The following is a 24,107-nucleotide window of genomic DNA, read 5'->3' as shown; positions in this document are numbered from 1 at the left end:
CCACTGACATCACCCCCGGCGACGGCGCAGGCGGCGGCCGCGTCGAGCCGGTCGACCTGCAGGAGTCGATGAAGCGCAGCTACATCGACTACGCCATGGCCGTCATCGTCGGCCGTGCACTGCCCGACGTCCGCGACGGGCTCAAGCCCGTGCACCGGCGCGTGCTCTACGCCATGTACGACGGTGGCTACCGCCCCGACCGCGGTTTCAACAAGTGCGCGCGCGTCGTCGGCGACGTCATGGGTAACTACCACCCCCACGGCGACTCGGCCATCTACGACACCCTCGTGCGCCTCGCCCAGCCCTGGGTGATGCGCTACCCGCTGGTCAACGGCCAGGGCAACTTCGGCTCGCCGGGCAACGACCCCGCGGCCGCGATGCGTTACACCGAGTGCCGCATGGCCCCGCTGGCCATGGAGATGGTGCGCGACATCGACGAAGAGACCGTCGACATGACGCCCAACTACGACGGCAAGACCGAGGAACCGACGATCCTGCCGTCGCGCTTCCCGAACCTCCTCGTCAACGGCAGCGCCGGCATCGCGGTGGGCATGGCCACCAACATCCCGCCGCACAACCTGCGCGAGGTGGCCGAGGGCGCCGTGTGGGCGCTCGAGCACCCCGACGCCACGCGCGAGGAGCTGCAGGACGCCCTCGTGGAGCGGATCAAGGGCCCCGACTTCCCGAACGGCGCGCTCATCGTGGGCCGCGAGGGCATCGAGCAGGCCTACCGCACCGGACGCGGCTCGATCACCCAGCGCGCGATCATCGAGGTCGACGAGGACAAGTCGGGCCGCACGGTGCTGGTGATCACCGACCTGCCCTACATGGTCAACCCCGACAGCCTGCTCATGAAGATCGCCGAGCTGGCCGACGCCGGCAAGGTGCAGGGCATCGCCGACGTGCGCAACGAGACGTCGTCGCGCGTCGGGCAGCGCATCATCGTCGTCCTCAAGCGCGACGCGGTGGCTCGCGTGGTGCTCAACAACCTGCTCAAGCACACCGAGCTGCAGACCAACTTCAGCGCCAACATGCTCGCGCTGGTCGACGGCGTGCCGCGCACGCTCACCATCGACGCCTTCATCTCGAACTGGATCGAGCACCAGGTCGAGGTCATCCGCCGGCGCACCGAGTACCGCCTGCGCAAGGCCGAGGAGCGGGCTCACATCCTGCGTGGTCTCGTCAAGGCGCTCGACGCCCTCGACGACGTCATCGCCCTCATCCGGCGCTCGCCCGACGTCGCCGAGGCCAACGCCGGTCTGCAGGAGCTGCTCGACATCGACGAGCTGCAGGCCACCGCGATCCTCAACATGCAGCTGCGCCAGCTCGCCGCGCTGCAGCGACAGAAGATCATCGACGAGCTTGCCGAGCTCGAGCTGACCATCGCCGACCTCCAGGACATCCTGGCCAACATCGCGCGCCAGCGTCAGATCGTGATCGACGAGCTCAACGGCATCGTGGAGAAGTACGGCGACGACCGCCGCACCCAGATCATCGCGGCCGCCGGCGACCTGTCGATGGAGGACCTCATCCCCGACGACGACCAGGTCGTCTCGATCACCCGCGGCGGCTACGCCAAGCGCACCCGCGCCGACCAGTACCGCACGCAGAAGCGCGGCGGCAAGGGCGTGCGCGGTGCCTCGCTGCGCGGCGACGACGTGGTGGAGCACTTCATCGCCACCACCTCGCACCACTGGCTGCTGTTCTTCACCACCGCCGGACGCGTGTACCGCACCAAGGTCTACAACCTGCCCGAGGCGAGCCGCGACGCGAAGGGCGGCCACGTCGCCGGCCTGCTGTCGTTCCAGCCCGACGAGTCGATCGCCCAGGTGCTCGCCATCCGCGACTACGACCAGGCGCCCTACCTCGTGCTGGCCACCAAGAGCGGCCTGGTCAAGAAGACCCGCCTCGGCGACTACAACTCCCCGCGACAGGCCGGCGTCATCGCCATCAACTTCCGCGAGGACGACGACGAGCTGATCGGCGCCGAGCTGGTCAACGCCGAGGACTCGATCCTGCTGGTGAGCCGCAAGGGTCAGTCGATCCGCTTCGAGGCCACCGACGAGCAGCTGCGCCCGATGGGCCGCGCCACCTCCGGCGTGACGGGGATGAAGTTCCGCCCGGGCGACTCGGTGCTGTCGATGACGGTGATCCGCGCCGCCGACGCCGCCCACGAGGACGCCGACGACCACATCCAGTACGTCTTCACCATCACCGACGGCGGCTTCGCCAAGCGCACCCGCATCAGCGAGTACAAGATCCAGGGTCGCGGCGGCCTCGGCGTCAAGGCGATGAAGCTCGAGAACGACGAGCGCGGCTCCCTGGTGGGTGCCTTCATCGTCGGCGACGGCGACGAGATCCTCTCCATCACCACCTCGGGCCAGGTCGTGCGCAGCCCCATCAACGACGACTTCCGTCCGACCGGTCGCTCCACGCAGGGCGTGAAGTTCGTCAGCTTCAAGTCCGGCGACTCCGTGGCCGTGGTCGCCCGCTCGGTCGAGGCCAAGGAGGCCGCCGAGGGCGTCGTGGTCGAGGGCGCGGACGACGCGGAACCGACGGAATCGGCGGTTGAGGCCCCGGGTGCCACAATCGGAGACACCGAGGCGCCGGCCACGGGTACCGAGGTGTCCGAGTCCGACACCGACCCGGCGCCCGGGGAGAGTGAGAGCTGATGAGCGAGCGTGTCGACGACCCCACCGTGGCCACCCCAACCGTGGGTGAGGCGCACGGCGGCTACGCAGGCTCGTCGTCCACCGATACGGCCACGCGGCCGGCGGTGGCCCGCGGTCCCCGCCGCGCGCGGCTGCGCCTGACCCGCATCGATCCGTGGACGGTCATGAAGACGTCCTTCCTGCTCTCGATCGCCTTCGCCGTCGTCACCGTGGTGTCGGTGGCGATGGTGTGGCAGGTGCTCGGCGCGGCCGGCGTGTGGGACTCGATCAACTCCACGATCAAGGAGTCGATCGGCGGCGAGGACGTCGCGGGGTTCCGCATCGAGGACTACCTCGGCACCAGCCGCGTGCTCGGCTTCACCATGCTCGTGGCGGCCATCAACGTCGTCCTCGTGACGGCGGCCGCCACGCTGCTGGCGTTCCTCTACAACATGTCGGCGGCACTGCTCGGCGGCGTGGAGGTCACGCTCGCCGAGGACAACTGACCGCCTCACGCGATCGGAGGCGGCGGGCGATTTCGTGTGCGGCGTCGCCCTCCGGTAGTCTCCATCCTCGGCTTGCTGCCGCGGGGCTTCCACCCAGAGCGGCATGCCACCCGGGCCTATAGCTCAGACGGTTAGAGCACCACACTGATAATGTGGGGGTCAGAGGTTCAAGTCCTCTTAGGCCCACGTAGAAGCCCCGGCCGCGCGAACAGCGCGCCGGGGCTTTCGTCGAAGTGAGGAGTCGAGCAGTGAAGAAGCTGGTGCTGGCAGCGCTCGCCGCCGCCGGGGTCGTCGTGGCTCGCAAGAAGTTGGCTGAGTCCGGTGCGGAGCGCAATGCCTGGCACCAGGCCACCGACCCGCTCCCGAAGGCCTGACAACTCACCCACCGCGGCGCATGCCGCACCGGGGCCTTGGCGCAATTGGTAGCGCACCTGCTTTGCAAGCAGGGGGTTAGGGGTTCGAGTCCCCTAGGCTCCACCACACGAAACCGCAGGTCAGACCGCGGTTTGCCTCGATTTGAGGCTAGCCCCGTGCTAGTTCCCCGCCCGCCATGGGGGACTGGTGGGGGAGCCGAGATGCGGGAACAGTGCGGCGACTCGAAACCGTCGGCGGTTCGACCTAGAATCACATCCATGTCATCCGTCGCGTCTAAACTCCTCTGCGACGCGGCTAGTCCCGTCGAGAGCTTCACGGTGTCGGGAGACTTGGTACGCCGCACATTGATGATGTCCGACGGCCCCTCGGTCACGACGGCTGAGTCTGCGCGGGACCTCCACAGCTTGCCCGTGGGGACGAATCTGGGCGCAGTTTTCAACGACCTCTGGCTGCGGAGAACCCGCAACGTCGAGGCTGCTGGAGCACCGGTGACGATCGCTGACCTGTTCAGCGGATGCGGCGGCCTCTCGGTCGGTGCGCACGAGGCGGCGCGAGCAACTGGACATCGGGCAGTACACGTTCTTGCTGCGGACAACAACGAGGATGCGCTAGGGGTCTTTGGAGAGAACTTTCCCGAAGCCGAGCTCCACGCGGGTGGCATCGAGGAACTCATCGACGGCGATCTCGGTGCTTCGCCCACAAGAGGCGAGCGCCGCTTGGCCAGTCGCCTTGCGGGGCTGGACATCGTGATGGGTGGACCGCCATGCCAAGGGCATAGCGACCTCAACAATTACACGAGGCGGGCCGATCCCCGGAACGCGCTCTATCTCAGAATGGCGCGGTTCGTTGAGGTTGTGCGCCCTCGACATGTTCTCGTGGAGAACGTTCCTGGCGTGGCGCACGACAAGACCGGTGTCGTTCGGCGGACGACCGCAACGTTGGTCAGTGCGGGGTACTCCGTCGAGGAAGCCGTGTTGACGGCAACCGACTTCGGCGCGGCGCAGTCGCGTCGGCGCCACGTCCTGCTCGCCACACAGACCGGTGCTGCTCCTACGTTGACGGACCTCGTCCAAGGTTTCGGTACTCCCGCGCGGTCCGTGATGGACGCAATCGGCGACGTGGGCGTTAGGCCTGGCGGTGGCATCTTCGACACTCCTGCGCAGCATTCGACGGTCAATGAGCGCCGCATCAACTTCTTGTTCGATAACGACCTTTGGGACCTCCCGAACGAAGAGCGCCCTGACTGTCACCGTCTCAAGCCGCACAGCTATGTGTCGGTCTACGGTCGGATGCATGCAAACCGACCCGCCCCCACAATCACATCTGGCTTCGGCAGTACGGGTCAGGGAAGGTTCGTGCACCCGCTAGAGCGTCGGACGCTGACTCCCCATGAGGCCGCCCGACTGCAGGGGTTCCCGGATTGGTTTACGTTCAAGTCCGTCGAGAAGCGGGGAGCGCTTCAGAAGATGATCGGGAACGCTGTACCTTCGCGTCTGGCCTACGCAACGATCGCGAGTCTTCTCCGATGACAGGTCTTCGAGTCGTTGGCTTGTTCGCCGGTGTCGGCGGGATTGAGAAGGGCCTGCATCACGCTGGCCACACCACCGAGCTCCTATGCGAGTGGGATGCTGCGGCGCAGAACGTCCTACGTGAACACTTCACAGACGTCGAGGTCGTTGGAGACGTGCGAGACCTCAAGTCGCTCCCATCGGTCGATCTCTTAGCGGCCGGATTTCCCTGTACAGACATCAGCCAGGCCGGGCGGAAGACCGGCATCGAGGGTGAGCAATCTGGACTCGTCGGTGAAGTGTGGCGGCTCATGGACTCAGCCAGTCCGTCGCCAGAATGGCTCCTCTTGGAGAACGTCAGCTATCTGCTCTCCCTTGATCGCGGGAACGGCTTGAAGCATCTCATCGACTCGGTCGAGGCACGCGGCTATCGGTGGGCCTACCGAATCGTTGATGCTCGCGCGTTCGGCTTGCCCCAGCGCCGTCAGCGGATTGTGTTCCTCGCAAGCCGCAGCAACGACCCGGCTGCGGTTCTGTTTGCGGACGACGCTGGACTAGCGGCCGGCTTCAACGACGCGGTGGGCGACGTCGACCCCAGCGGGGCCTACGGCTTTTATTGGACCGAGGGCCTCCGGGGCCTGGGATGGGCATACAACGCGGTGCCAACAATCAAAGGAGGGTCGGGTCTCGGGATCCCGTCGCCGCCTGCGATCTGGTATCCGAACACCGGCGAGTTTGGGACGCCCCAGATCGAGGATGCAGAGAGGATGCAGGGATTCCCGCCCGATTGGACCGCTAAGGGATCGCTGGAGGCGGCGCGCAGCGGCAATGCGTCCGGTCCCAGGTGGAAGCAGGTAGGAAACGCTGTCTGTGTTCCGATGAGCACCTGGGTTGGCGAGCGCTTGCTGCAGCCGGGCGAGGTCGCTTCCGACGTCGTCGGGGAGGAGTTCCGGGGACCCAAGTGGCCGCTCGCGGCGTTTGGTCATGCCGGGCGCTCGTGGCGTGCCAACGTCAGCACGCAGCCGTTTGCTCAACCGTTCGACATTCGAAAGTTCTTGGACCTGCCGCTCAAGCCGTTGTCACATCGCGCTGCTTCGGGATTCCTGTCGCGTGCAGAGAGGGGGAACCTGCGATTCTCCCACGGTTTCATCGATAGCCTGCGGGAATACATAGAGAGCGTTACGCCGACGTAGGGCCCAGCAACTGGTCAACGACCGCCTCGCTGGATCGAAGGGCATCGGGGTCTGCAATGCAAATCTCGCCGGTGCTGGACGTTGCCGTTGTCGAGCTGGCAACGACGAGCGACACCACGTCATTCGGTCGCTCTGAAGCGGTCTCCAGGTCGTGTTGATAGGCCAGGCAGTCGATTGTCCCGGCCCGGTCCGGAGAATGCTCTTCGCGAGCGGAGAACTTCACCTCGACTAAAACCGCCCGGGTGCCGTCCTCGTCGTAGAGGAGGAAGTCTGGCCGGAGCGAGGAGACGTTTAGGTCGGCGGCACGCAAGGCGGTGGCGTAGCGTCCCGGTCCCTTGAATACCGGCGTTGACCAATAGCTCCGCTGCCACTCCAAGAAGTAGCTGCGACCCGAGAACTCGATCTCTGCAAAGTGCCGACTACTGACCGCGCTGTCCCAAGGACCGGCAATTACGGTGGCGCCAAGTGAGCGCAGTCGTCGCAGGATCGTCAATCCCGTCCAAAGCTCAAAGAGTTGGTCGTCTTTGCCGGGTGCCAGAACATTCCCAAGCAATGCGTCGGCGAGGGTGCTCTCCTCCTCCCCGTTGATAATCCGCTGCGCGGCGTCACCAACGAGAGCTAGATCCCCTATGGAGGGCATTCGCCTGATGACCGCGCTTCGCACCGCCGCATTGGGCGGATGCGGCGAGACGCGGCGAAGTTTTCGATCCCCCAGCAGATCTTGGACAAGGTCGGATACCTCGCGAATTTCGACGGCGATACCAGTCGTTCCGTCTGGGGGATAGAGCGCCAGCAACCATTGGATTCGGAGCAGGCTGGATCTGATGAGCGCTGTCGCCGGGGTGTTCCACGTGCGCGTGGTCGGTTGAGTGACAAAGAGCGTCGGGTCAGCGGTAGCAATGCGACGCGTCGCCGTGCGCTGCCAGAGCACAGGCCCGGCCACATGGCCGCGGTGCTCTTCGACCTGGCGAATTGCACGAGGTGGCATCCGGCGCAATACATCGACTGCCGCGTGAAGTGCATACCGCGTGCGTGGGTGCACTAGCAGGTGCGCTGCCAACATGCGCTGCCGGAATCCGGGAGGTAGGTCCCAGAGCTCGTCGACGATGGTTGGAAGGGACGAGTGAACTGCTGCGCTTGAGAGGAACCAGTGTAGATCTCGATGGAGTTCGGTGATCGCCGCTTCGCGGTTCCACCGAGCGTTCACTCGACGCCTTCCTTCGTAGTCGCTTCTATGCGAATCGCAGACAGGGCAGCCGATACGGTTTCCGCAGTGATGCCCTGCGGCCCGAAGATGAGAGCCGCGCCCTCGCTGATCGCCATCGAGGCGACGAACTCAAGACTCTCCTCCTCGTAGATGGCCCGCCGCTGGGCGACGTACTTCGCAAGATCTATCCAAAGTGCGGGCCCAAGACGAATCGCGCCCGAGGCCGCCATCGCAGAGATCAGTCGGTCAGCATTGGCGTCCCCGGTCGGGAAGTGACCAAGCAGTGCTGCGAGCCGCTCTGGTGGAAGTGGGGGGACCTCAATGACAGCGAACCGCCGCTTCAGCGCCTGCGAGACATCAAACAGGAGGTCGAGGTCGGAATCGTTCATGGTGGCTAGTAGCCGCCATGAGTTGTGGACGACGATGCATTCCATGTCCGCCGGCAGCGAGGCACCTTCGGGAACCAGGGCGACTCGCTTGAACTCGTCCTCGGACTCGACTTCATGTGGAAGCACAACCTCTGAGCCTGACAGAAGGGTAAAGAGCTGCCCGATGGCCTTGTCGATGTCGGCTCGATTGAACTCGTCGACGATCGCCCACCGCCCTGACTTGATGGCATCAACGACGAGCCCCGGCTGGAACTCCAGTTCGGCGGAGCGGGTCATGCGGTAAGCGCCGACGGTGTCGACCGACGTCCAGTCTGAGGTGGCGGTGGTCATGACAACGCCACGGTTGACCCCGTGCTTGAAGGCGGCATCGCTGACTGCGGCAGCTAGGCTCGTCTTTCCAGTGCCCGGTGGACCCGTGAGGAGCAGATGTTTCCCCGCCCGCAGCGCGGCCAGACAGGAGATGAGGACGGCTTGCGGCACATCGAGTCCGGCGTCGGCCACAGCCTCTTCAAGAGCGCTGAGCTGGATCAACCCGACGGGTTGTAGTAGCGCGTCGGGCTCGACGGGGGGTGTCACGCTGCCGCTGAGGTCCGAGCCGTCAACATTCACGGTCTCGACGTACGCGACGGCGTCCGGGAATGTCTCCTTGAGCTTGGACTCCAGCTCGTCACCAGACCGAACAGCGTAAGCAGCTGCGTCGTACGCCCCGTCGGCACGAGGCATGATCAGGAGGATCGCGTCGAAGTTCTTCTTAACTTGAGCGCGGATGTGAGTAGACGCGAGGGCCAGTTCGTCTGTTCCAAGAACGAAGAGGCCGAGGCGGAAGTGCGTGTACTGCGCCTTTCCCTGGTTGAGTCGGATGGGTACGTTCGACGCCCGACTGCTTGCACCGGACGGGTAGACGCTGTCCTTGTCTATCCCAAGGGCGGCCGCGAGATAGTCGCGGAGTGGGTCGAACTTCGTCGTGCTTGTGCTAGCCAAGTTGAAGCCGACGGGAAGGAGACGCTGAATCTCCTCGCTCACGGTAGTCATTGCCTTCGTCCTCTCCCGACGTCGGCGACCACGCTAGCTGGACGCGCACGGATTCGGGCCGAATCGGCGACGCGCGAGGCCGCCGATCTTTACGTCTTCCCCGCCGACCAGCGGACCACATCGACAACCCGGTTGGCGACGTCGGTTGGGTCTTCGTGCTCCCAGAACCTGAGCACGGTCCAGCCGGCTGCCTCAAGTCGTGCTGTGGTGTCGGCATCACGAGCAACGTTGCGTTGGAGTTTCGCCGACCAGTACTCGGCGTTCGCTCGCGCTCGGGTTCCGTGTTCCGGACAGGCATGCCAGTAGCAGCCGTCCACAAAGACCGCCACCCGCTGCTTGGTGAATACGATGTCCGCGGTCCTTCGCAGGGACGGCTCAGGACGGTAGGCGACGCGGTATCGGAGGCCAGCGGCGTGCAGCAGTCGGCGAACTGCGAGCTCGGGTGAGGTGTCTCGGGACCTGTTTCCCTGCATGACCTTCCGTGAGGCCGGGCTGCTCGCCCAACTCTGGTACGCCGGCATCTCTCTATCTTGCCCAGCACGGCAGCGAGCAAGCCGGACAAACGGCGGCGCCGGTCACCTGACGAGACGACTGGAGATTCCAGCACACCCTGGTGGTGCTGGTTGCTGCTGGATGTCTTCGGCTGTCTCTCAACGCCTGGAGATGTCTGGTCGGACGGCTGGGGTGGCCCTGACGCGCGGGGAGGGGCGCGTCAAACCTAAGAGACTGCTGCCATTCTCGGGGCACGCTGGAGTACGTGTGGTGGTGAAACAACCAAGGGCTTCACAGTGAGCTCTACGTGCGCACCCAGCTTTGGGTCGTGGCGGCGTCCTACGCTGCCCAAGGATCTGCCCAGCTAGCACCCACTGGCCAAGGGGACCGATAGGAAAGAAGCCCAGGGAGAATCACTCATCAGCCGCTTGGACAACCTGGCTGGGCATAGCTAATCGCCGAACGCTCAACCCGCGCGCAGGAAAGTCTCAAAGAGTGCGGCGAGGAGCTCGCGATCGGGTTGCTCGGAACGGCACTGCGGAAGGACCATCAGCTCGCGGCCGTGGAAATCTTGGATGCCGTGGCACAGCATCGGTCCGTCCACCTCTTCCAGCACGTCGGCGTTGACCTGGACCCGGTAGCCGGGCGGCTTGATGCCGAGGATGTTCCGGTCGTAGGCGGCGTGGTGCATCTTGCAGAGGGTGATGCCGTTGGTCACTCGGGTCGGCCGCCAGCGGCGTTCGCGTGGATGTGCGCAGCATCGAGTAGGTCGTCGTGGCGGAACGAGCAGACCGTGCGCTGTACCCGCCTCCCACGCCGAGCCACCAGATCAGCGGCAGCTGCTCCTGCCTCGCCGTGCGCAGGGCACGGTTCTGGTAGTGCTCGGGGTCGTCGCCGCGCATCTTGTAGCGGTAGAGCCCGTCGGTGCCGACCGCGTCGTCGTAGGGGCGATCGCTCCCCTCGGGTCGGTAGACGGTGCGGATCGACAGCGCGGCCTCCAGCGCGCCCGGCTTCCAGATGCCCTGCTGCGTGGGCATCAGGCGAACGCGCTCGCCGGCGAGCAGCAGGTCGCTGGTGTCGTCCTGTGTGAAGGTCTCCTTGCCGGTGGCCCGCTGCTCGTCGAGCCAGGCGAAGGCGGCGTGACGCACCGCGAGCTCACGCAGCCGCTGCTCGGGGGTCACGCTCGGATCATGACAGCTGCGGCCCCCAGCGGGGTTCGCTTCATCGAACCGTCGGATCTGCTGCGCGGCGAGATGTGCGCGCCCTAGTGTCCCCGCATGCGACCTCTCGTCTCGGCCCTCCTGCTCTCCCTCGCCCTCGCTCTGGTGCCCGGCTCGTCGGGCACCGCACCCGCCCAGGCAGCGCCGGCGGGGCTCGTCGTCTCGACGAACTCCTGGGGCAAGCTACGGCTGGCCATGACCGCCGAGCGTGCACAGCGCACAGGGATGGTCAGCACCACACCCAGCGGATGCGCGGCCGGGTACGAGATGACTCCGCGCTTCGCGAACCGCGGATTCGTGGTGTGGACACGGTCAGGCTCGACCTTCAAGGTCGACCAGATCGTCGTGCGCACCGCTCGAGACCGAACGGCCAAGAAGGTCGGTGTCGGCTCCACGCTCGCACAGCTGCGCCGCGCCTATCCCGGCTTGTCCGCCGTCCGATCCGGCGCCGCTGTGCGTGGTTCCTCGCCGAGTGGCGATGACGTCTGGATCGCCTCCTACACCCGGCGAGGCAAGGGCACGATCTCGTTTCAGTTCGCCTTCGGCGTCCGGCCGAAGTCGTCATCGAAGGTCGACACGGTGATCGTCGCCCGCAAGCCCCAGGTCTACTACGGCTGCTGAACCCCTCGCCGTGGTCGGCGAGTTCCCGACGGCCGTGAGCGCGCGGTCCGAGCCGGAGTTCCGATCGCGGCGCATCGGACGACTCCTGGTGGCGGCTGGTAAGAGGCGGCACTCTGGGGTCATGACGCGACGCGCTCTTGCCATCGGCTGCGGTGGCACGCTCGGATTTGCGTGGACGGCGGTGGCCCTCCGTCTGCTCGAGCAGCGCCTCGACTGGGACGCCCGCACCGCCGACCTCCTCATCGGCACCTCGGCCGGTGCCGAGGTCGTCGCCGCTCTCGGCACGGGACGCACCCCGCAGCAGTTGCTCGACGCCCTCGACGCGGCTGAGGCGGTCGAGCCGCGCGAGGACGGCGATGACCTCGCCCGCCGTGGGCTCAGCGGGCCGACGCTCGTCGACCCCGTGCTCGCCGCCCACCTCACCCGCCACCCGGGTCACCTCCCGCCGGTGCCGTGGCCGGCGCTGCCGAGTTTCGGACTGCTCCGCGAGGGTGTGGCGAGAGGCTCGGCCTACACCGTCGGGGCCGCGCTCCTCCCGCGCGGCAACGGCGACGCTTCCTGGCTGCTCGCCTACGGCGACGCCCTCGCCGACGCCGGCTCGTGGACGACGCACCCCGGCGTCCGCATCGTCGCCGCCGACGCCCGCACCGGCCGCCGCGTCGCCTTCGGCGCGCCCGAGGCCCCCGCGGCCAGCCTCGGCGAGGCCGTCGCGGCGTCGTGGGCGATCCCCGGCTGGTTCCCGCAGGTGCGCATCGGCGGCCGCGGTTACGTGGACGGCGGCACGGTCTCGTCGGTGTCGGCCGACCTCGTGCTCGACCTGCCCGAGGACGAGCGGCCCGACGAGGTCGTGATCGTGGCGCCGATGACCAGCCACGGCGGCGCTCGCGGCCGCGGGTGGAGCCGGCTCGAGCGACTGCTGCGCGCCCAGATGACCCACGGCCTCGAGAAGGAGGTGCGCGCGCTCAAGGCGGCGGGCATCGGCGTCCTCCGGGTCGAGCCGGGCCCGCAGGAGCTCGCCGCGATGGGGGCCAACTTCATGGATGTGCGCCGTCGGCGCGCCACCATCGCCGCCGCTCGTAAGTCGCTGCCGTCGCGCATCGACACCCTCGCCCGCCACCGCGCCTACACCGCGGGCCGCCCGCTCACCTGATCGCCCGAGTGCGCCCTCGCACCACTTCCCACCCACCCAGGAGAACTCGTGACCGCACCGATCCAGCACGTGGAGGTAGCCGTGGTCGGCGCCGGCATCTCGGGCATCGCCGCCGCCATCCGTCTGCGCGATGCCGGCCTCGACGGCGAGGACGACCTCGTCGTCCTCGAGAAGGCGGAGACCTACGGCGGCACCTGGCGGGCGAACACCTACCCGGGGTGCGCCTGCGACGTGCCCTCGGGGCTGTACTCCTTCTCCTTCGCCCGCACCGGGCGATGGTCGCGGGTCTACGGCACGCAGCCCGAGATCCTGGCCTACGTCGACCGCGTGGCCCGCGAGCACGGGCTCGCCGCGATCACACGGTTCGGCACCGAGCTGCTCGAGGCCGCCTGGCACGACGACGAGGCGCGCTGGCACCTCACCACCTCGGCGGGCACGATCACCGCCCGCTTCGTGGTGGCGGCGGCCGGACCCTGGAACGAGCCCCGCATCCCCGACCTCCCCGGCCTCGCCGACTTCCCGGGCGAGGTTTTCCACTCCGCGCAGTGGAACCACAAGCACGACCTGCGTGGACGACGCGTGGCCGTGGTCGGCACCGGCGCCTCCGCGGTGCAGTTCGTGCCCGAGATCCAGCCGCTGGTGGAGCAGCTGCACCTCTTCCAGCGCACCGCCCACTGGGTGCTACCCAAGGTCGACGCGCGCGTGCCGCGCCTGGGCCAGTGGGCCCTCGACCGGGTGCCGCTCGCGAACCAGGCGATGGGTGCGGTGGAGTACGCGGCCATGGAGGCGGTGGGCGCCGCCTTCCACCACCCGCAGCCGCTCATGCGCGCGCTGCAGGGAGTGGGCGAGGCGCACCTGCGGGCCGTCGTCCGCGATCGGGCGCTGCGCGAGAAGCTGACGCCGCGCTACCTGCTGGGCTGCAAGCGCATCCTGTTCTCCAACCACTACCTGCCCTCCCTCACCCGACCCAATGTCAGCGTGCATGCGACCGGGGTCGATCGCGTGGAGGGCAGCGTGCTCGTGGGGTCCGACGGAACCCGAGCCGAGGTCGACACGATCATCCTCGGCACCGGATTCCACATCCTCGACATGCCGGTTGCCGACCGCGTGCGCGGCGGCGCGAGCGTCGACGGACGCACGCTCGCCGAGGTGTGGGACGGCTCGCCCGAGGCCCACCTCGGCACCACGGTCGCCGGCTTCCCGAACGCCTTCATCGTGCTCGGGCCGAGCCTGGGCAGCGGCCACACCTCGGCCTTCACCATCGCCGAGGCCCAGGTGCGTCTGGTCGTCGACGCGATCGAGGCGGCGCGCGCCAACGACTGGGAGACCCTCGAGGTGCGCCCCGAGGTGCAGGCCGCCTACGTGGCCGAGGTGCAGCAGGCCCTCGACGGCACCGCCTACACCGGCGCCGACTGCCACAGCTACTACCTCGACGACAACGGCCGCAACAGCTTCAGCTGGCCCTGGCCCACCGCCGAGTTCGGACGACGCCTGCGCTTCCGCCCGGTCGAGTACACCGTCACCTACGCGCCGGATGCGCTGCAGGCGCCGTCCACCGCCACCTCGAAGGAGGCCCACGCATGAGCCGCACCCGTCCGGCACTCGACGACGCGCTCGTCGCCGTCACCGGTGCCGCCCGCGGCATCGGCCTGGCCACCGCCCGCGCCTTCGTGGACGCCGGCGCCTGCGTCGCGCTCGGCGACCTGGACGGCGAGCTGGCCGCCCGGGCGGCCGCCACGCTCGGGGCGCGCGCCACCGGGCACCAGCTCGATGTCACCGACAAGGAGTCCTTCGCCTCCTTCCTCGGAGCCGCGGAGACCTCGCACGGTCGTGCGCTCGACGTCCTAGTCAACAACGCCGGCATCATGCCGAACGCCGCCTTCCTCGACCAGGACGAGCGCACCGACCGCCAGACGATGGACGTCAACGTCCACGGCGTCATCCACGGCATGCGTCTGGCGCTGCCGGGGATGGTCGAACGTCGCCGCGGTGCGGTGGTCAACGTCGCCTCCCTTGCGGGCAAGTTCCCGCTGCAGGGACTCGCGGTCTACAACGCCAGCAAGTACGCGGTGGTCGGGCTCACGGCCGCCACGCGCCTCGAGGTGGCCGCGAGCGGCGTCCACGTGGGCGCGGTGCTCCCCAGCGCCGTGCGTACGGAACTCTCCTCGGGTATCGACCTCGGTGTGCTGCCCACGGTCGATCCCGAGGACATCGCCGGCGCGGTCGTGCGCTCGGTGCTCACCGGGCGCGGCGAGATCGCGGTGCCCGGCTACGTGGGACTCGCCGTCGCCGCCGCACCGCTCGTCCCGGAGCGGGTGCTCGGCATCGTGCGGCGCCTCGCCCGCGACGACGCCGCCATCTCCCGCGTGGACGACGACGTCCGCCGGGTCTATCTCGACCGCGTCCGCGCCCAGGGGGAGTCGCGTGGCTGAGGGTCGCCGGGTGACCTGCGTCGCATCCGTCGGACGGTCGTCGTAGTCTGCTGCACGGGGCGTGGGCCCCCCGGGTCGGTCGAGGAACCGACACGGCACTTTCTCGGGAGGTTGCAAGAAGTGAAGAGAGCACTGACCATCGCGGCGTCGGCCCTCGCCGTCGGCGCGGGCCTGCTGGCCGCGCCGGGCAACGGCGCCGCGGCGTCCCCGGCCTCGGCCGCCTCGTCGGCATCCGCCTCGTCCACGATCCCGGCCTACACCCCGCCGCCGCTCGCGTGGGGCACCTGCACCAGCAAGCGGCTGCAGGACGCCGGCGCCCAGTGCGCGCTGATGACCGTGCCGCTCGACTACGCGCGGCCCCGCGGCGCCAAGATCAAGATCGCGGTCAGCCGCGTGCTGCACACCGACGCCGACTACAAGGGCATGATCGCGGTCAACCCCGGCGGGCCCGGCGGCTCCGGCCTGAACTACTCGGTGCTCGGCGGCTCGATCCCGAACGGCGTCGGCGCCAAGTACGACTGGTACGGCTTCGACCCCCGCGGCGTCGGCTCCAGCCAGCCCTCGCTCTCCTGCAACCCCAACTACCCCGGCGCCGGCTACAACCGGCCCAACTACGTGCCGAACCGTGCCGCTGACCGCAACTGGTGGCTGCGGGTCACCGCGAAGTACGCGCGCGACTGCGGCCGTTCCGACGCCCGCGCCCTGCTGCGCCACATCAAGACCACCGACGTCGCCCGCGACCTCGATAGCCTGCGTCGCGCGGCCGGTCAGGAGAAGCTGAACTACTACGGCTTCTCCTACGGCACCTACCTCGGCCAGGTGTACGCCACGCTGTTCCCGCAGCGGGTCGGCCGCTTCGTCTGGGACGGCGTGCTCAACGCCAAGAACGCCTTCTACCGGGCCAACGTCGAGCAGAACGTCGCCTTCGACCAGAACATCAACCGCTACTTCGGCTACCTCGCGCAGAACAACGCGACCTTCGGCCTCGGTCGCACCGCCTCCCTCGTGCGCCAGGGCTACTACCGCCAGCTGCGCCTGCTCGACCGCAGGCCGGCCGCCGGTGGTCGCCTCGGTCCCGACGAGCTCACCGACGTGCTGCAGAGCGCGGCCTACTACGTCTACAGCTGGGTCGAGCTCGGCCAGGCCTACGCCAAGCTGGTCAAGACCGGCGACGGCACCGACGTCCTCGCCCAGTACGCCGGGCCCGGCGACGACAACGGCTTCGCCGTCTACAACGCCGTGCAGTGCACCGACGCCAAGTGGCCGAACCAGCAGCGCACCTTCGCCGACACTCGTCGCACCTACGCCAAGCACCCGTTCCTGGCCTGGAGCAACACCTGGTACAACGCGCCCTGCCTCACCTGGCCGGCACCGGCCCGCAACGCCGTCACCGTGTCGGGCAAGGCCGTGAAGACGCCGATCCTCATGATCGCGGAGACCTACGACGCTGCCACCGTCTACTCGGGCGCGCTCGCCACCCGCAAGGCGTTCCCGACCTCCTACCTCATCGAGGGCGTCGGCGGCACCACCCACTCGGGCTCGCTGTCGGGCATCGCCTGCACCGACGACACGATTGCCAGCTACCTCGACACGGGCGAGCTGCCGGCCCGCGCGGCGGGCAACCGCAGCGATCAGCAGTGCGCGCCGGTGCCGGCGCCCCAGCCCACCGCGACAGCGGCACTGCGCGCGCGTCAGGGTGCGTCGTCCACCGCGGTGCGCGACCGCATGCCGGCCGACCTGCGTGCCGGCCTGCAGGAGGCCCAGCTGATCGGCCGCTGAGCCCGATCGAGCAGCAGTCACAGCGGCGGGGGCCGGTGTCACGTGGAGTGATGCCGGCCCCCGCTGGCGTGAGAGGATCGCCGCCGTGAGTCGAGGTTCGTCCGGCGCCCGAGTGCGCAGGGGGGCGCGGGCCGCGGTGGCCTCCGCCTGCGCGGTCGTTCTCGCGACCCTGCTCGCCGCCTGCAGCGAGGAGCCGAAGCCGGTCTACCAGACCTCGCCGAGACCGGTGGTCGAGGTGAGTGCGTACGACCCGTCGCTGGAGCCGTCGGCGGCGGTGCTGCCGCTCGTCCCGGCCGAGGCCACCCGCCTCGAGGTCACCGACTTCGACCAGCTGCGCCTCGTCCTCGGCTACGGCAACCTCGACGGCCGCAGCCCCGCCGCCGACCGGGCCCGCTTCGCCCGCCAGGCCCTCCGTTCCACGGCCCTCACCCAGGGGCGACTCCGTGCCGGTGACGCGCGACTGCGCCGCGACTTCGGCATCGGGCAGGACGACGTCGCGTGGGAGGCCACCTGGCAGCTGCCGAGCGGCGGACGCGGTTGGGTCGTCGCCTTCCACACGAACGTGCCGATGGCCTCGGTGGATCGCGCCGTGCGAGCCGGCGCCGCGGCCCTGCGCGGCGGCACCGTGGACACCGCCCGCCGCCTCGTCACCTCGGGCGCGGCCCCCGAGCCGACGTCGTCCTGGGGGGCCGAGCAGCAGCTGGTGCGACTGGTCGGGCGCACCGCGGTGTCGACCTACGTCGAGCGCGACTGCATTCCGTTCGCCACCGTCTACGGAGCCGGCGTGGAGGAGCAGCTCGCCACCATGCCGGCGCTGCGGCTGCGGCGCCTCGACCGCCTCGACGCCTTCGCGGTCGCGCTGGGTGGCGAGCTCGCCACCGTGCAGCTCGGCCCGTCGCGCAGCGACGCCTTCGACCGTGCGCGCATCGCCGACCTGCTGCCCTCGACCACGCCGGACTTCAGCTCCGTGCTGGGCCGCCCGGTCGCCGACCCGTCCACCGGACGCGTCGGCTACACGCTCTCCGATCCCGCTGCGGCCGCGCGACTCGTCCTGGCGCGCACGCTGCCGTTCGCGGTCTGCCCGGGCTGAGGGCTCTCGGAGGCGCAGGTCGGCGGTCCACGCCGGTGGTGCTCGTCAGGTGGCCACTGCGAGCGCGTGTCCGGCGGCGTCGTCGGGGAGGGCGCGGTGCAGGATCGCGTGGGCCAGGCTCCAGCGGCTGAGGGAGCCGTCGTCGTCCAAGGGGCGATCGATCGCGACCCGGTAGTCGGTGCGCTGGCGATCGCCGGTGAGGTAGCCGGGTCGAACGAACGTCCACTCCAGCGAGCTCTCGCGCAGTCGGCTCTCCGCAAGGCGCATGTCGCGGTAGGTGGGCTCGAGGAAGTGACGCTTGAGGACGTGGGTGTAGAACCAGCCGTCGCCGGGCTGGTCGACCACGCCGCCGCTGGTCACGAGGACCACGCGCCGGAACCCGGCCGCGGGAGCGGCCTCGATGAGTGCCGAGGCGCTGCGGCTGTACACGTCGGTGCCGCGACGTGCGGCCAGCAGGCCGCTGACGCCGACGAGGTCGACGACGACGTCGGTGCCCTCGAGGCCGGCGGCGAGAGCCGCGGCGTCGGTCGCGTCGCCGGCAACGACGGCGAGTCGAGGGTGGGTGGTCGTCACAGCCTCGGGACGACGGGCCACCACGGCGACCTCGTGGCCGGCTTCGAGTGCCAGACTCAGCAGGGCCGAGCCCGAGCCACCGGTGGCGCCGAGAAGTCCGATACGCATGTCTGCTCCTCTGTTCATCCCGAGAAACTCGTTTAGAATCTAAAGTACATGACCACTCCAGCACCCTCCTCCGCGCCGCATCCGAGCGAACCAGCGGCCACGACGGCCGTGCCTCCGGTCGACCCTCTGTCCGACGCCCTGCAGGTGCTCCTGCTGGCCCACACCCGGGCGCAGGCGGCCCTCGCCCTCCGCCTCGGAGCGGGGCGCAGTGACGTCGATGCCCTCGAGCACCTCATGGTCGGCCCCCTGGGACCGGGTGAGCTGGCCGGTCGGCTCGGGCTCACGCCGGGCGCGGTCACCCAGATGGTGACGCGCTTCGAGCGACGCGGCCACGCCCGCCGCACCCCCGACCCGGCCGACGGCCGCCGCAGCCTCGTCGAGCTCACCGATCAGGGACGCGCGACCGTCCACGAGCACGTCTGGCCGATGCTGATGGCGCTCGACGACCTCGCCCGCGCGATCGAGGGCGGCGAGGCCGACGCCCCGCAGGCCGTGTTGACCTATCTCACCGGCGCGGCGCGGGCCCTGGGCGAGTTGGCCGAGTCGTAGCGGGCAGTGCCGCCGGAGGCGAGCCGGTCGGATCCGGTCTGGCCCGGTCGGACTCAGACGGCCGCGAGCTCCTCGAACTGCCCGCGGTCGTGCGCGCAGAACACCGTGACCGCCTCCGCGCGCTCGTGTGCCAACTGCTGCAGGCGGCGCAGGTTGACCGCCCGAGCGCCGTCGTCCACGGCCATGAGCTTCTGGAACGCGGCGAGGCTGGGCGGGCAGGTGGGCGGCTGATCCATCTGCGTGCCGGCGAAGAAGGCGTCGCCGGCGTGCAGCAGCCAGTGGCCGTCGTCGCGGCGCACCGCCACGGCGCTGTGCCCGCGCGTGTGGCCGGGCAGCGGCACCAGCAGCACGTCGTCCGCGAGTGCGGTGATGCTGGCGAAGCCGAACCAGTCGTCGCCGTCCTCGGCGTGCTCGACCCACTGCGGACCGTGCGCCCACTGCGCCGCCACGTAGCGGGCCCGCTCCCGCAGCGGTGGACGACGCGCCGCCGCCAACTCGCGGGCGTGCACGTGCACGCGGGCGCGGGGGAAGTCGCCGATGCCGCCGGCGTGGTCGAGGTCGAGGTGGGTGAGGACGACGTCGGTGACGTCATCGGCGGTGAAGCCGAGGCCACGCACCTGCTGCAGGGCGGTCTCGCTGGCGTCGAGGGCCGGGCGGACAGCAGCGAGGAACGGGCGACCGAGGCGTCGCGACTGGGCGATGTCGGCGGTCCCGAACCCGGAGTCGACCAGCGTGAGACCGTCGGTGCGCTCGAGCAGCAGCACATGCGCGACCATCGCCGGCGCCAGCGGCGGGCGCATCGTGGCGCAGTTGAGGTGGTGGATCCGCATGAGCGGCATCCTCACACCTGCGCGGGCGCTGCGCGCACGAGTCGTGCGAGTTCGGGGTCGGGGTCGGGGGCGCTCGCGTCGAGCGCGCCGGGATGCAGCAGCGCGGCGAGCGCCTCGACCCCGTCGACCAGGCGCGGTCCGGGGCGCGCGAAGGCGGCGTTGGCGTCGACCGCCCACACCGAGGCGCCGGGGAAGCGGGAGGCGACCTCGGCGGCCAGGTCCGCGGCCGCGTCGGTGTCGAAGCCGCACGGCGCGCAGACGACGACGTCGGGGGCCGCGGTGATGGCGGCCTCCCAGGTGATGCGCACCGACTTCTCACCGGCCGCGCCGAGCACGCAGTCGCCGCCCGCCAGCTCGACCATCTCCGGGATCCAGTGGCCGGGGGCGAAGGGCGGGTCGGTCCACTCCAGCAGCAGCACCCGCGGTCGCGGACGGCCCGCCACCGCCCGCTCGACGACGTCGAGCCGCTCGCGCAGTGTGGCCACCCAGTCGTGCGCGGCGTCGCTGCGCCCGATCCGCTCCCCGATCGTCACCACCGACTCGAGCACCTCGGCGAGCGTGTGCGGGTCGACGGTGAGCACCTCAGCGGTGCAGCCGAGGTGGGCCAGGGCGTCGTCCACGACGGCGACGTCGACCGCGCACACCGCGCACAGGTCCTGGGTGAGGACGACGTCGGGGGCGAGGTCGCGCAGAGCGTCGGCCTCGAGGCGGTAGAGGTCCTCGCCGCGGCGCAGGGCATCGGCGACGAAGGCGTCGATCTGCGCCGGGGTCAGTCCCTCGGGCATCGCGGAGGTCGACACGACGCGACGGGTGCGGGCCTCGGCGGGGTGGTCGCACTCGAAGGTGACGCCGACGACCTCGTCGCCGGCGCCGAGGCCGAAGACGATCTCGGTGGTCGAGGGCAGCAGCGACACGATCCGCACGCGGCGAGCCTACGTCGTCCTCGGTGCCGGGCCTGACCGTGCGGTGGCGAGCTGGTGTGGGTCTGAGAGGGCGACTGGGACGACGAAACTGGCACGTGGACGACGGAACTCCGTCGTCCAAGTGCCGGATTCACCGGCCGGCCGGTGAATCTGCCACCGGCGGCCGCCCGGCCCCCCGCGCCGCCCACGTACGCTGGAGGGGTGAGGTGGTGGAGCGTGCGACTGTGGGGCGCCCACGTGCTGGGCGTCCTCGCGGTCGCGATCGCCGTCGGCATGGGCGTGTGGCAGTACGACGCCTACAACGCGCGCCGCGCGGCCGAGCAGCGCGACCTCACCGGCGCCGCACCTGTGCCCTTCGCCAGCGTGCTGGGTCCCGATTCGCCGTTCCCCTCGAAGGACGTCGGCCGACCCGTGACCCTCGAGGGCACGTGGATCGGCGACGCCACGGTGTTCGTCGACGGCCGTGAGAGCGATGACGGTCGCGAGGGCATGTGGGTCGTCACGCCGATGAACGTCGGCGGAGCCAGCGCGCCCGCGGTGCCCGTGGTGCGGGGGTGGGTGCCCGAGGGCACCACGCTCGCCCATCTGGGTGCCGCGCCGAGCGGCGAGGGTCGGGTCACCGGCTGGGTCCAGCCCACCGAGGGCACCGGGCAGAGCGATCCCGACCCGACCGATGACATCCTCCCGCAGCTGCGCACCGCCGACCTGGTCCAGCGTGTCGACGTCGACCTCTACGGCGCCTACGTCGTGGCCGACGCCGTGGCGCCCGCCGATCGGGCTGCGGGTCTCGACGGCGCCACCCTCGACCAGCTGCCCCCCGCGAGCCGCTTCACCGGCCTGCGCAACATCCTCTACGCGATCGAGTGGTGGGTCTTCGCGGCCTTCGCCGCTTTCATCTGGTGGCGCTACGTGCGCGACGCACTCCGCGATGACGACGAGGACGACGAGGCCGAGGACGACGAGGGCGAGGACGACGAGCCCGCCGCGAGCGCTGCGGACGACGCCGTAGGCTCGGCCACGTGAAGTCGAACCTGACCGCCTACCGGGTGATGGCCACCATCGTCGGCGTCCTGCTGATCGTGCTGGTGCTGGTGGGCCTCCCCCTGCACTACGGCTACCTCGTCAGCGACGCGTCCTTCCTCGCCAAGGACACCGGCTCCGGGTGGCAGCTGGGTTCGGACATCTCCGAGTACCTCGGCGTGGCCCACGGGTGGCTCTACATGATCTTCCTGATCGCCGCGTTCCTGCTCTCGCGCCGTGCCGGCTGGGACATGCGCTTCACGCTGGTCACGCTGCTCTCCGGCACGGTTCCGGTGCTCAGCTTCTGGGCGGAGCGCCGAGCCACGCGGCGAGTGCTGGCCGAGCACCCCGAGGCCGCACGCGCCTGAACGCGAGCGACGCACCGCGGGGCGGACGCCGTCGCGCTCAGTCGCCCGGGCGGCTGTGCCACACGGGTTCGCCGCCGCCCTGCAGGCGCTTGGCCGCAGCCGCGACGACGGCGCCGAGGACCAGCGCGGTCAGCAGCCGACGCGGCGAACGCCGTGCGCTTCGGTCGCTCTTCTTCTGACGGTGGCTCATGGTGTCTCCTCTGGATCCGGTCGCTCTTCTCGGGCGTGGTCGGCGGGGAGCCGACGCGCGGCGCCCGGTACCCGTCGTCCCAGCCTGCCACCCCGCGGAGCGGGGAGGAGGGCGGGTAGGGCCCACGCCCTAGGATCGTGGCGTCGCCGGGCACCGATGACCGGCGTGAGCAGACGACGCGGCCCCGCACGGGGCCGAGGAGACGAGGCATCACCATGGCAGAGCCGCAGGCCGTCCTGAAGACCAACAAGGGCGACATCACCATCAACCTCTTCCCGAACCACGCGCCGCTCACCGTGGCCAGCTTCGTGGGCCTGGCGAAGGGCGAGCCGGTCGAGGTGAGCCCGAGCGGCCCCTACACCCCCGACCGCCGCGGCGGCTCGGTCGGCAGCGGCCCGTTCTACGACGGCCTCACCTTCCACCGCATCATCCCCGGCTTCATGATCCAGGGCGGCTGCCCCACCGGCACCGGCACCGGCGGCCCGGGCTACCAGTTCAAGGACGAGCCGCACCCCGAGCTCACCTTCGACAAGCCCTACCTGCTCGCGATGGCCAACGCCGGCCCGGGCACCAACGGCTCGCAGTTCTTCATCACCGTCGGCGCCACCACGTGGCTGAACTTCAAGCACACCATCTTCGGTGAGGTCGCCGACCAGGCCGGCCGCGACGTCGTCGACGCGATCGCCGCCGTGCCCACCGGCCACCAGGACAAGCCGATCGACCCCGTGGTCATCGAGTCCGTCCAGATCACCGACTGATCCGCGACCCTGGAGTCCTGAACCGCCCATGAGCACGCCTCCGGTCGGGGTGCCGACCTGCTATCGGCACCCCGATCGCGAGACCTGGATCCGCTGCCAGCGCTGCGAGCGGCCGATCTGCCCCGACTGCATGACGGAGGCCTCGGTCGGGTTCCAGTGCCCCGACTGCGTGGCCGAGGGCCGCAAGTCGGTGCGCCAGGCTCGCACCACCTTCGGCGGCGTGCGGACGACGAAGCCCGGCGCCGTCTCGACCACGCTCATCGGCATCAACGTCGCTGTCTGGCTGCTCATCACGATCACCGGCGGCAACGCGAGTCGGCTGGTCGGCTACCTCGCCCTGCACGCGCGGGGCTACTGCGAGGTGCCGGGCGGCGCCCGCTTCTTCGTGCAGCAGGCCGCCTGCGACCCGAGTGTGGGCCGCTGGGTGCCCGGAGCGGCCGACGGCGCCGTCTGGCAGCTGTTCACCACCGTCTTCACGCACGTCCAGCCGTTCCACCTGGCCTTCAACATGTTCGCCCTGTGGGTCCTCGGGCCCCAGCTCGAGCACCTTCTCGGTCGGGCGCGGTACCTCGCGCTCTACCTCCTCGCCGGGCTCGCCGGTTCGGTCACCGTGCTCTGGCTCTCCGACGAGCTCAGTCAGACAGTGGGCGCCTCGGGAGCGATCTTCGGCCTCATGGGCGCCCTCGTCGTCTTCGGCCTCAAGCTGGGCGGCGACATCCAGGGCCTCCTCGTGTGGATCGGCATCAACCTGGTGTTGACCTTCACGCTCAACAACGTCAGCTGGCAGGGTCACTTCGGCGGTCTCGCCGGCGGTGCCCTCATCGCCGCCGTGCTCGCCTACGCCCCACGCGAGCGCCGCACGAGCGTGCAGGTGGCCGGACTCACCGGCATCGGCGTCGTCCTCGCGCTGGCGACGGTCGCGCGCATGCTCGTCCTGGCCTGACCCGGGATCACCCACCCGGCAGCCGGCGCGCTCCCGGCCAGCGGGCCCCCAGCCGATCTGCTGTGTTCGGGACCGGAAAGCAGCAGATCGGCTGGGGGCCTCGGCCTGGGCGGCCGGCCTCAAACGCCGGGGGACGCCACCGAGGCCGACCCCATCGATTGGTGGGAAACCGCAACGCACCGCCCGGAAATGTTGCGGGG

The 24,107-nt window shown here is 69.7% G+C and carries 25 protein-coding genes and 2 tRNA genes; 19 read left to right on the top strand and 8 right to left on the bottom strand.

Annotated features, from left to right (window positions below):
- Positions 1–68: 68 nt before the first annotated feature.
- The 7 genes from gyrA to ACERUN_RS07755 all read left to right on the top strand — a co-directional run bounded on the left by gyrA (position 69) and on the right by ACERUN_RS07755 (position 6,233).
- Entirely contained in the window at positions 69–2,672 is a 2,604-nt protein-coding gene (gene gyrA, locus ACERUN_RS07785; protein WP_370289394.1) for a DNA gyrase subunit A, read from the top strand.
- Positions 2,672–3,157, top strand: coding sequence for a DUF3566 domain-containing protein (locus ACERUN_RS07780; RefSeq protein WP_370289300.1), 486 nt, complete (start codon positions 2,672–2,674; stop codon positions 3,155–3,157). Before gyrA ends, ACERUN_RS07780 begins: the two co-directional genes overlap by 1 nt.
- 112 nt (positions 3,158–3,269) lie before the next feature.
- Positions 3,270–3,343, top strand: a tRNA-Ile gene (locus ACERUN_RS07775).
- A gap of 62 nt (positions 3,344–3,405) precedes the next feature.
- Positions 3,406–3,531 (top strand): DLW-39 family protein, encoded by a 126-nt coding sequence (locus ACERUN_RS07770; RefSeq protein WP_370289299.1) that lies wholly within the window; start codon positions 3,406–3,408, stop codon positions 3,529–3,531.
- Positions 3,532–3,561: 30 nt separating this feature from the next.
- Positions 3,562–3,637: transfer RNA gene (locus ACERUN_RS07765), tRNA-Ala, on the top strand.
- A 152-nt stretch (positions 3,638–3,789) separates the two neighbouring features.
- On the top strand, positions 3,790–5,061 hold the full coding sequence (locus tag ACERUN_RS07760) for a DNA cytosine methyltransferase (RefSeq protein WP_370289298.1): 1,272 nt from the start codon (positions 3,790–3,792) through the stop codon (positions 5,059–5,061).
- Entirely contained in the window at positions 5,058–6,233 is a 1,176-nt protein-coding gene (locus ACERUN_RS07755; protein WP_370289297.1) for a DNA cytosine methyltransferase, read from the top strand. Before ACERUN_RS07760 ends, ACERUN_RS07755 begins: the two co-directional genes overlap by 4 nt.
- Here the strand turns inward: ACERUN_RS07755 and ACERUN_RS07750 are convergent.
- The 4 genes from ACERUN_RS07750 to ACERUN_RS07735 form a co-directional block, all read right to left on the bottom strand.
- Positions 6,220–7,221, bottom strand: coding sequence for a hypothetical protein (locus ACERUN_RS07750; protein ID WP_370289296.1), 1,002 nt, complete (start codon positions 7,219–7,221; stop codon positions 6,220–6,222). The two genes, ACERUN_RS07755 and ACERUN_RS07750, sit on opposite strands and share 14 nt — an antisense overlap.
- Positions 7,222–7,436: 215 nt before the next feature.
- Positions 7,437–8,852 (bottom strand): AAA family ATPase, encoded by a 1,416-nt coding sequence (locus ACERUN_RS07745; RefSeq protein WP_372740695.1) that lies wholly within the window; start codon positions 8,850–8,852, stop codon positions 7,437–7,439.
- Positions 8,853–8,950: 98 nt separating this feature from the next.
- Positions 8,951–9,382: a very short patch repair endonuclease gene (locus ACERUN_RS07740; RefSeq protein WP_370289294.1), complete on the bottom strand. Its 432-nt coding sequence runs from the start codon at positions 9,380–9,382 to the stop codon at positions 8,951–8,953.
- Positions 9,383–9,819: 437 nt separating this feature from the next.
- The gene (locus ACERUN_RS07735) at positions 9,820–10,143 is read right to left on the bottom strand and encodes an HNH endonuclease (RefSeq protein ID WP_372740696.1); all 324 of its coding nucleotides are present in this window, start codon (positions 10,141–10,143) and stop codon (positions 9,820–9,822) included.
- Between the two features lie 88 nt (positions 10,144–10,231).
- On the opposite strand from ACERUN_RS07735, the gene ACERUN_RS07730 reads away from it, so the two are divergent.
- The 7 genes from ACERUN_RS07730 to ACERUN_RS07700 all read left to right on the top strand — a co-directional run bounded on the left by ACERUN_RS07730 (position 10,232) and on the right by ACERUN_RS07700 (position 17,645).
- A complete protein-coding gene (locus tag ACERUN_RS07730) occupies positions 10,232–10,621 on the top strand; it encodes a hypothetical protein (RefSeq protein WP_370289292.1) in 390 nt (129 codons plus the stop codon).
- A gap of 9 nt (positions 10,622–10,630) precedes the next feature.
- Entirely contained in the window at positions 10,631–11,194 is a 564-nt protein-coding gene (locus ACERUN_RS07725) for a hypothetical protein (protein WP_370289291.1), read from the top strand.
- Between the two features lie 121 nt (positions 11,195–11,315).
- Entirely contained in the window at positions 11,316–12,344 is a 1,029-nt protein-coding gene (locus ACERUN_RS07720) for a patatin-like phospholipase family protein (protein ID WP_370289290.1), read from the top strand.
- Positions 12,345–12,392: 48 nt separating this feature from the next.
- Positions 12,393–13,928 carry a flavin-containing monooxygenase gene (locus tag ACERUN_RS07715; protein ID WP_370289289.1) on the top strand — a complete coding sequence of 512 codons (1,536 nt, stop codon included), beginning with the start codon at positions 12,393–12,395 and terminating at the stop codon, positions 13,926–13,928.
- Positions 13,925–14,776, top strand: coding sequence for an SDR family oxidoreductase (locus ACERUN_RS07710; protein ID WP_370289288.1), 852 nt, complete (start codon positions 13,925–13,927; stop codon positions 14,774–14,776). The genes ACERUN_RS07715 and ACERUN_RS07710 overlap by 4 nt, the downstream gene beginning before the upstream one ends.
- A 120-nt stretch (positions 14,777–14,896) precedes the next feature.
- Positions 14,897–16,555, top strand: a complete 1,659-nt coding sequence (locus ACERUN_RS07705; protein WP_370289287.1) for an alpha/beta hydrolase — start codon at positions 14,897–14,899, stop codon at positions 16,553–16,555.
- An 85-nt stretch (positions 16,556–16,640) separates the two neighbouring features.
- On the top strand, positions 16,641–17,645 hold the full coding sequence (locus ACERUN_RS07700; protein WP_370289285.1) for a hypothetical protein: 1,005 nt from the start codon (positions 16,641–16,643) through the stop codon (positions 17,643–17,645).
- A 45-nt stretch (positions 17,646–17,690) separates the two neighbouring features.
- Here ACERUN_RS07700 and ACERUN_RS07695 read toward each other — a convergent pair whose 3' ends face one another.
- A complete protein-coding gene (locus tag ACERUN_RS07695; RefSeq protein WP_370289284.1) occupies positions 17,691–18,326 on the bottom strand; it encodes an NAD(P)-dependent oxidoreductase in 636 nt (211 codons plus the stop codon).
- Positions 18,327–18,374: 48 nt separating this feature from the next.
- Here ACERUN_RS07695 and ACERUN_RS07690 point away from each other — a divergent pair, with 48 nt between their 5' ends.
- Positions 18,375–18,875: a MarR family winged helix-turn-helix transcriptional regulator gene (locus tag ACERUN_RS07690; protein ID WP_370289283.1), complete on the top strand. Its 501-nt coding sequence runs from the start codon at positions 18,375–18,377 to the stop codon at positions 18,873–18,875.
- Between the two features lie 53 nt (positions 18,876–18,928).
- On the opposite strand, the gene ACERUN_RS07685 is transcribed toward ACERUN_RS07690, so the two are convergent.
- Together ACERUN_RS07685 and ACERUN_RS07680 are read right to left on the bottom strand one after the other, a co-directional pair.
- Positions 18,929–19,705, bottom strand: coding sequence for an MBL fold metallo-hydrolase (locus tag ACERUN_RS07685; protein WP_370289282.1), 777 nt, complete (start codon positions 19,703–19,705; stop codon positions 18,929–18,931).
- An 11-nt stretch (positions 19,706–19,716) separates the two neighbouring features.
- Positions 19,717–20,628, bottom strand: a complete 912-nt coding sequence (locus tag ACERUN_RS07680; RefSeq protein WP_370289281.1) for an ABC transporter substrate-binding protein — start codon at positions 20,626–20,628, stop codon at positions 19,717–19,719.
- Positions 20,629–20,829: 201 nt separating this feature from the next.
- Between ACERUN_RS07680 and ACERUN_RS07675 the strand changes: the two genes are divergently transcribed.
- Both ACERUN_RS07675 and ACERUN_RS07670 read left to right on the top strand, forming a co-directional pair.
- Positions 20,830–21,651, top strand: coding sequence for an SURF1 family protein (locus ACERUN_RS07675; RefSeq protein ID WP_370289280.1), 822 nt, complete (start codon positions 20,830–20,832; stop codon positions 21,649–21,651).
- Complete coding sequence (locus ACERUN_RS07670) at positions 21,648–22,016, top strand: DUF3817 domain-containing protein (protein WP_370289279.1); 369 nt, start codon at positions 21,648–21,650, stop codon at positions 22,014–22,016. The genes ACERUN_RS07675 and ACERUN_RS07670 overlap by 4 nt, the downstream gene beginning before the upstream one ends.
- A 37-nt stretch (positions 22,017–22,053) precedes the next feature.
- Here the strand turns inward: ACERUN_RS07670 and ACERUN_RS07665 are convergent, their stop codons facing one another.
- Positions 22,054–22,206 carry a hypothetical protein gene (locus tag ACERUN_RS07665; protein WP_370289278.1) on the bottom strand — a complete coding sequence of 51 codons (153 nt, stop codon included), beginning with the start codon at positions 22,204–22,206 and terminating at the stop codon, positions 22,054–22,056.
- 215 nt (positions 22,207–22,421) lie between these two features.
- Here ACERUN_RS07665 and ACERUN_RS07660 point away from each other — a divergent pair, with 215 nt between their 5' ends.
- Both ACERUN_RS07660 and ACERUN_RS07655 read left to right on the top strand, forming a co-directional pair.
- Positions 22,422–22,964, top strand: coding sequence for a peptidylprolyl isomerase (locus tag ACERUN_RS07660; protein ID WP_370289277.1), 543 nt, complete (start codon positions 22,422–22,424; stop codon positions 22,962–22,964).
- Between the two features lie 28 nt (positions 22,965–22,992).
- Complete coding sequence (locus tag ACERUN_RS07655; RefSeq protein WP_370289276.1) at positions 22,993–23,907, top strand: rhomboid family intramembrane serine protease; 915 nt, start codon at positions 22,993–22,995, stop codon at positions 23,905–23,907.
- Positions 23,908–24,107 lie beyond the last annotated feature (200 nt).

The sequence above is a fragment of the Nocardioides sp. genome, from assembly GCF_964229035.1.
In the GTDB taxonomy this organism is placed as follows: domain Bacteria; phylum Actinomycetota; class Actinomycetes; order Propionibacteriales; family Nocardioidaceae; genus Nocardioides.
This window is presented reverse-complemented; position numbering and strand designations above follow the sequence as displayed.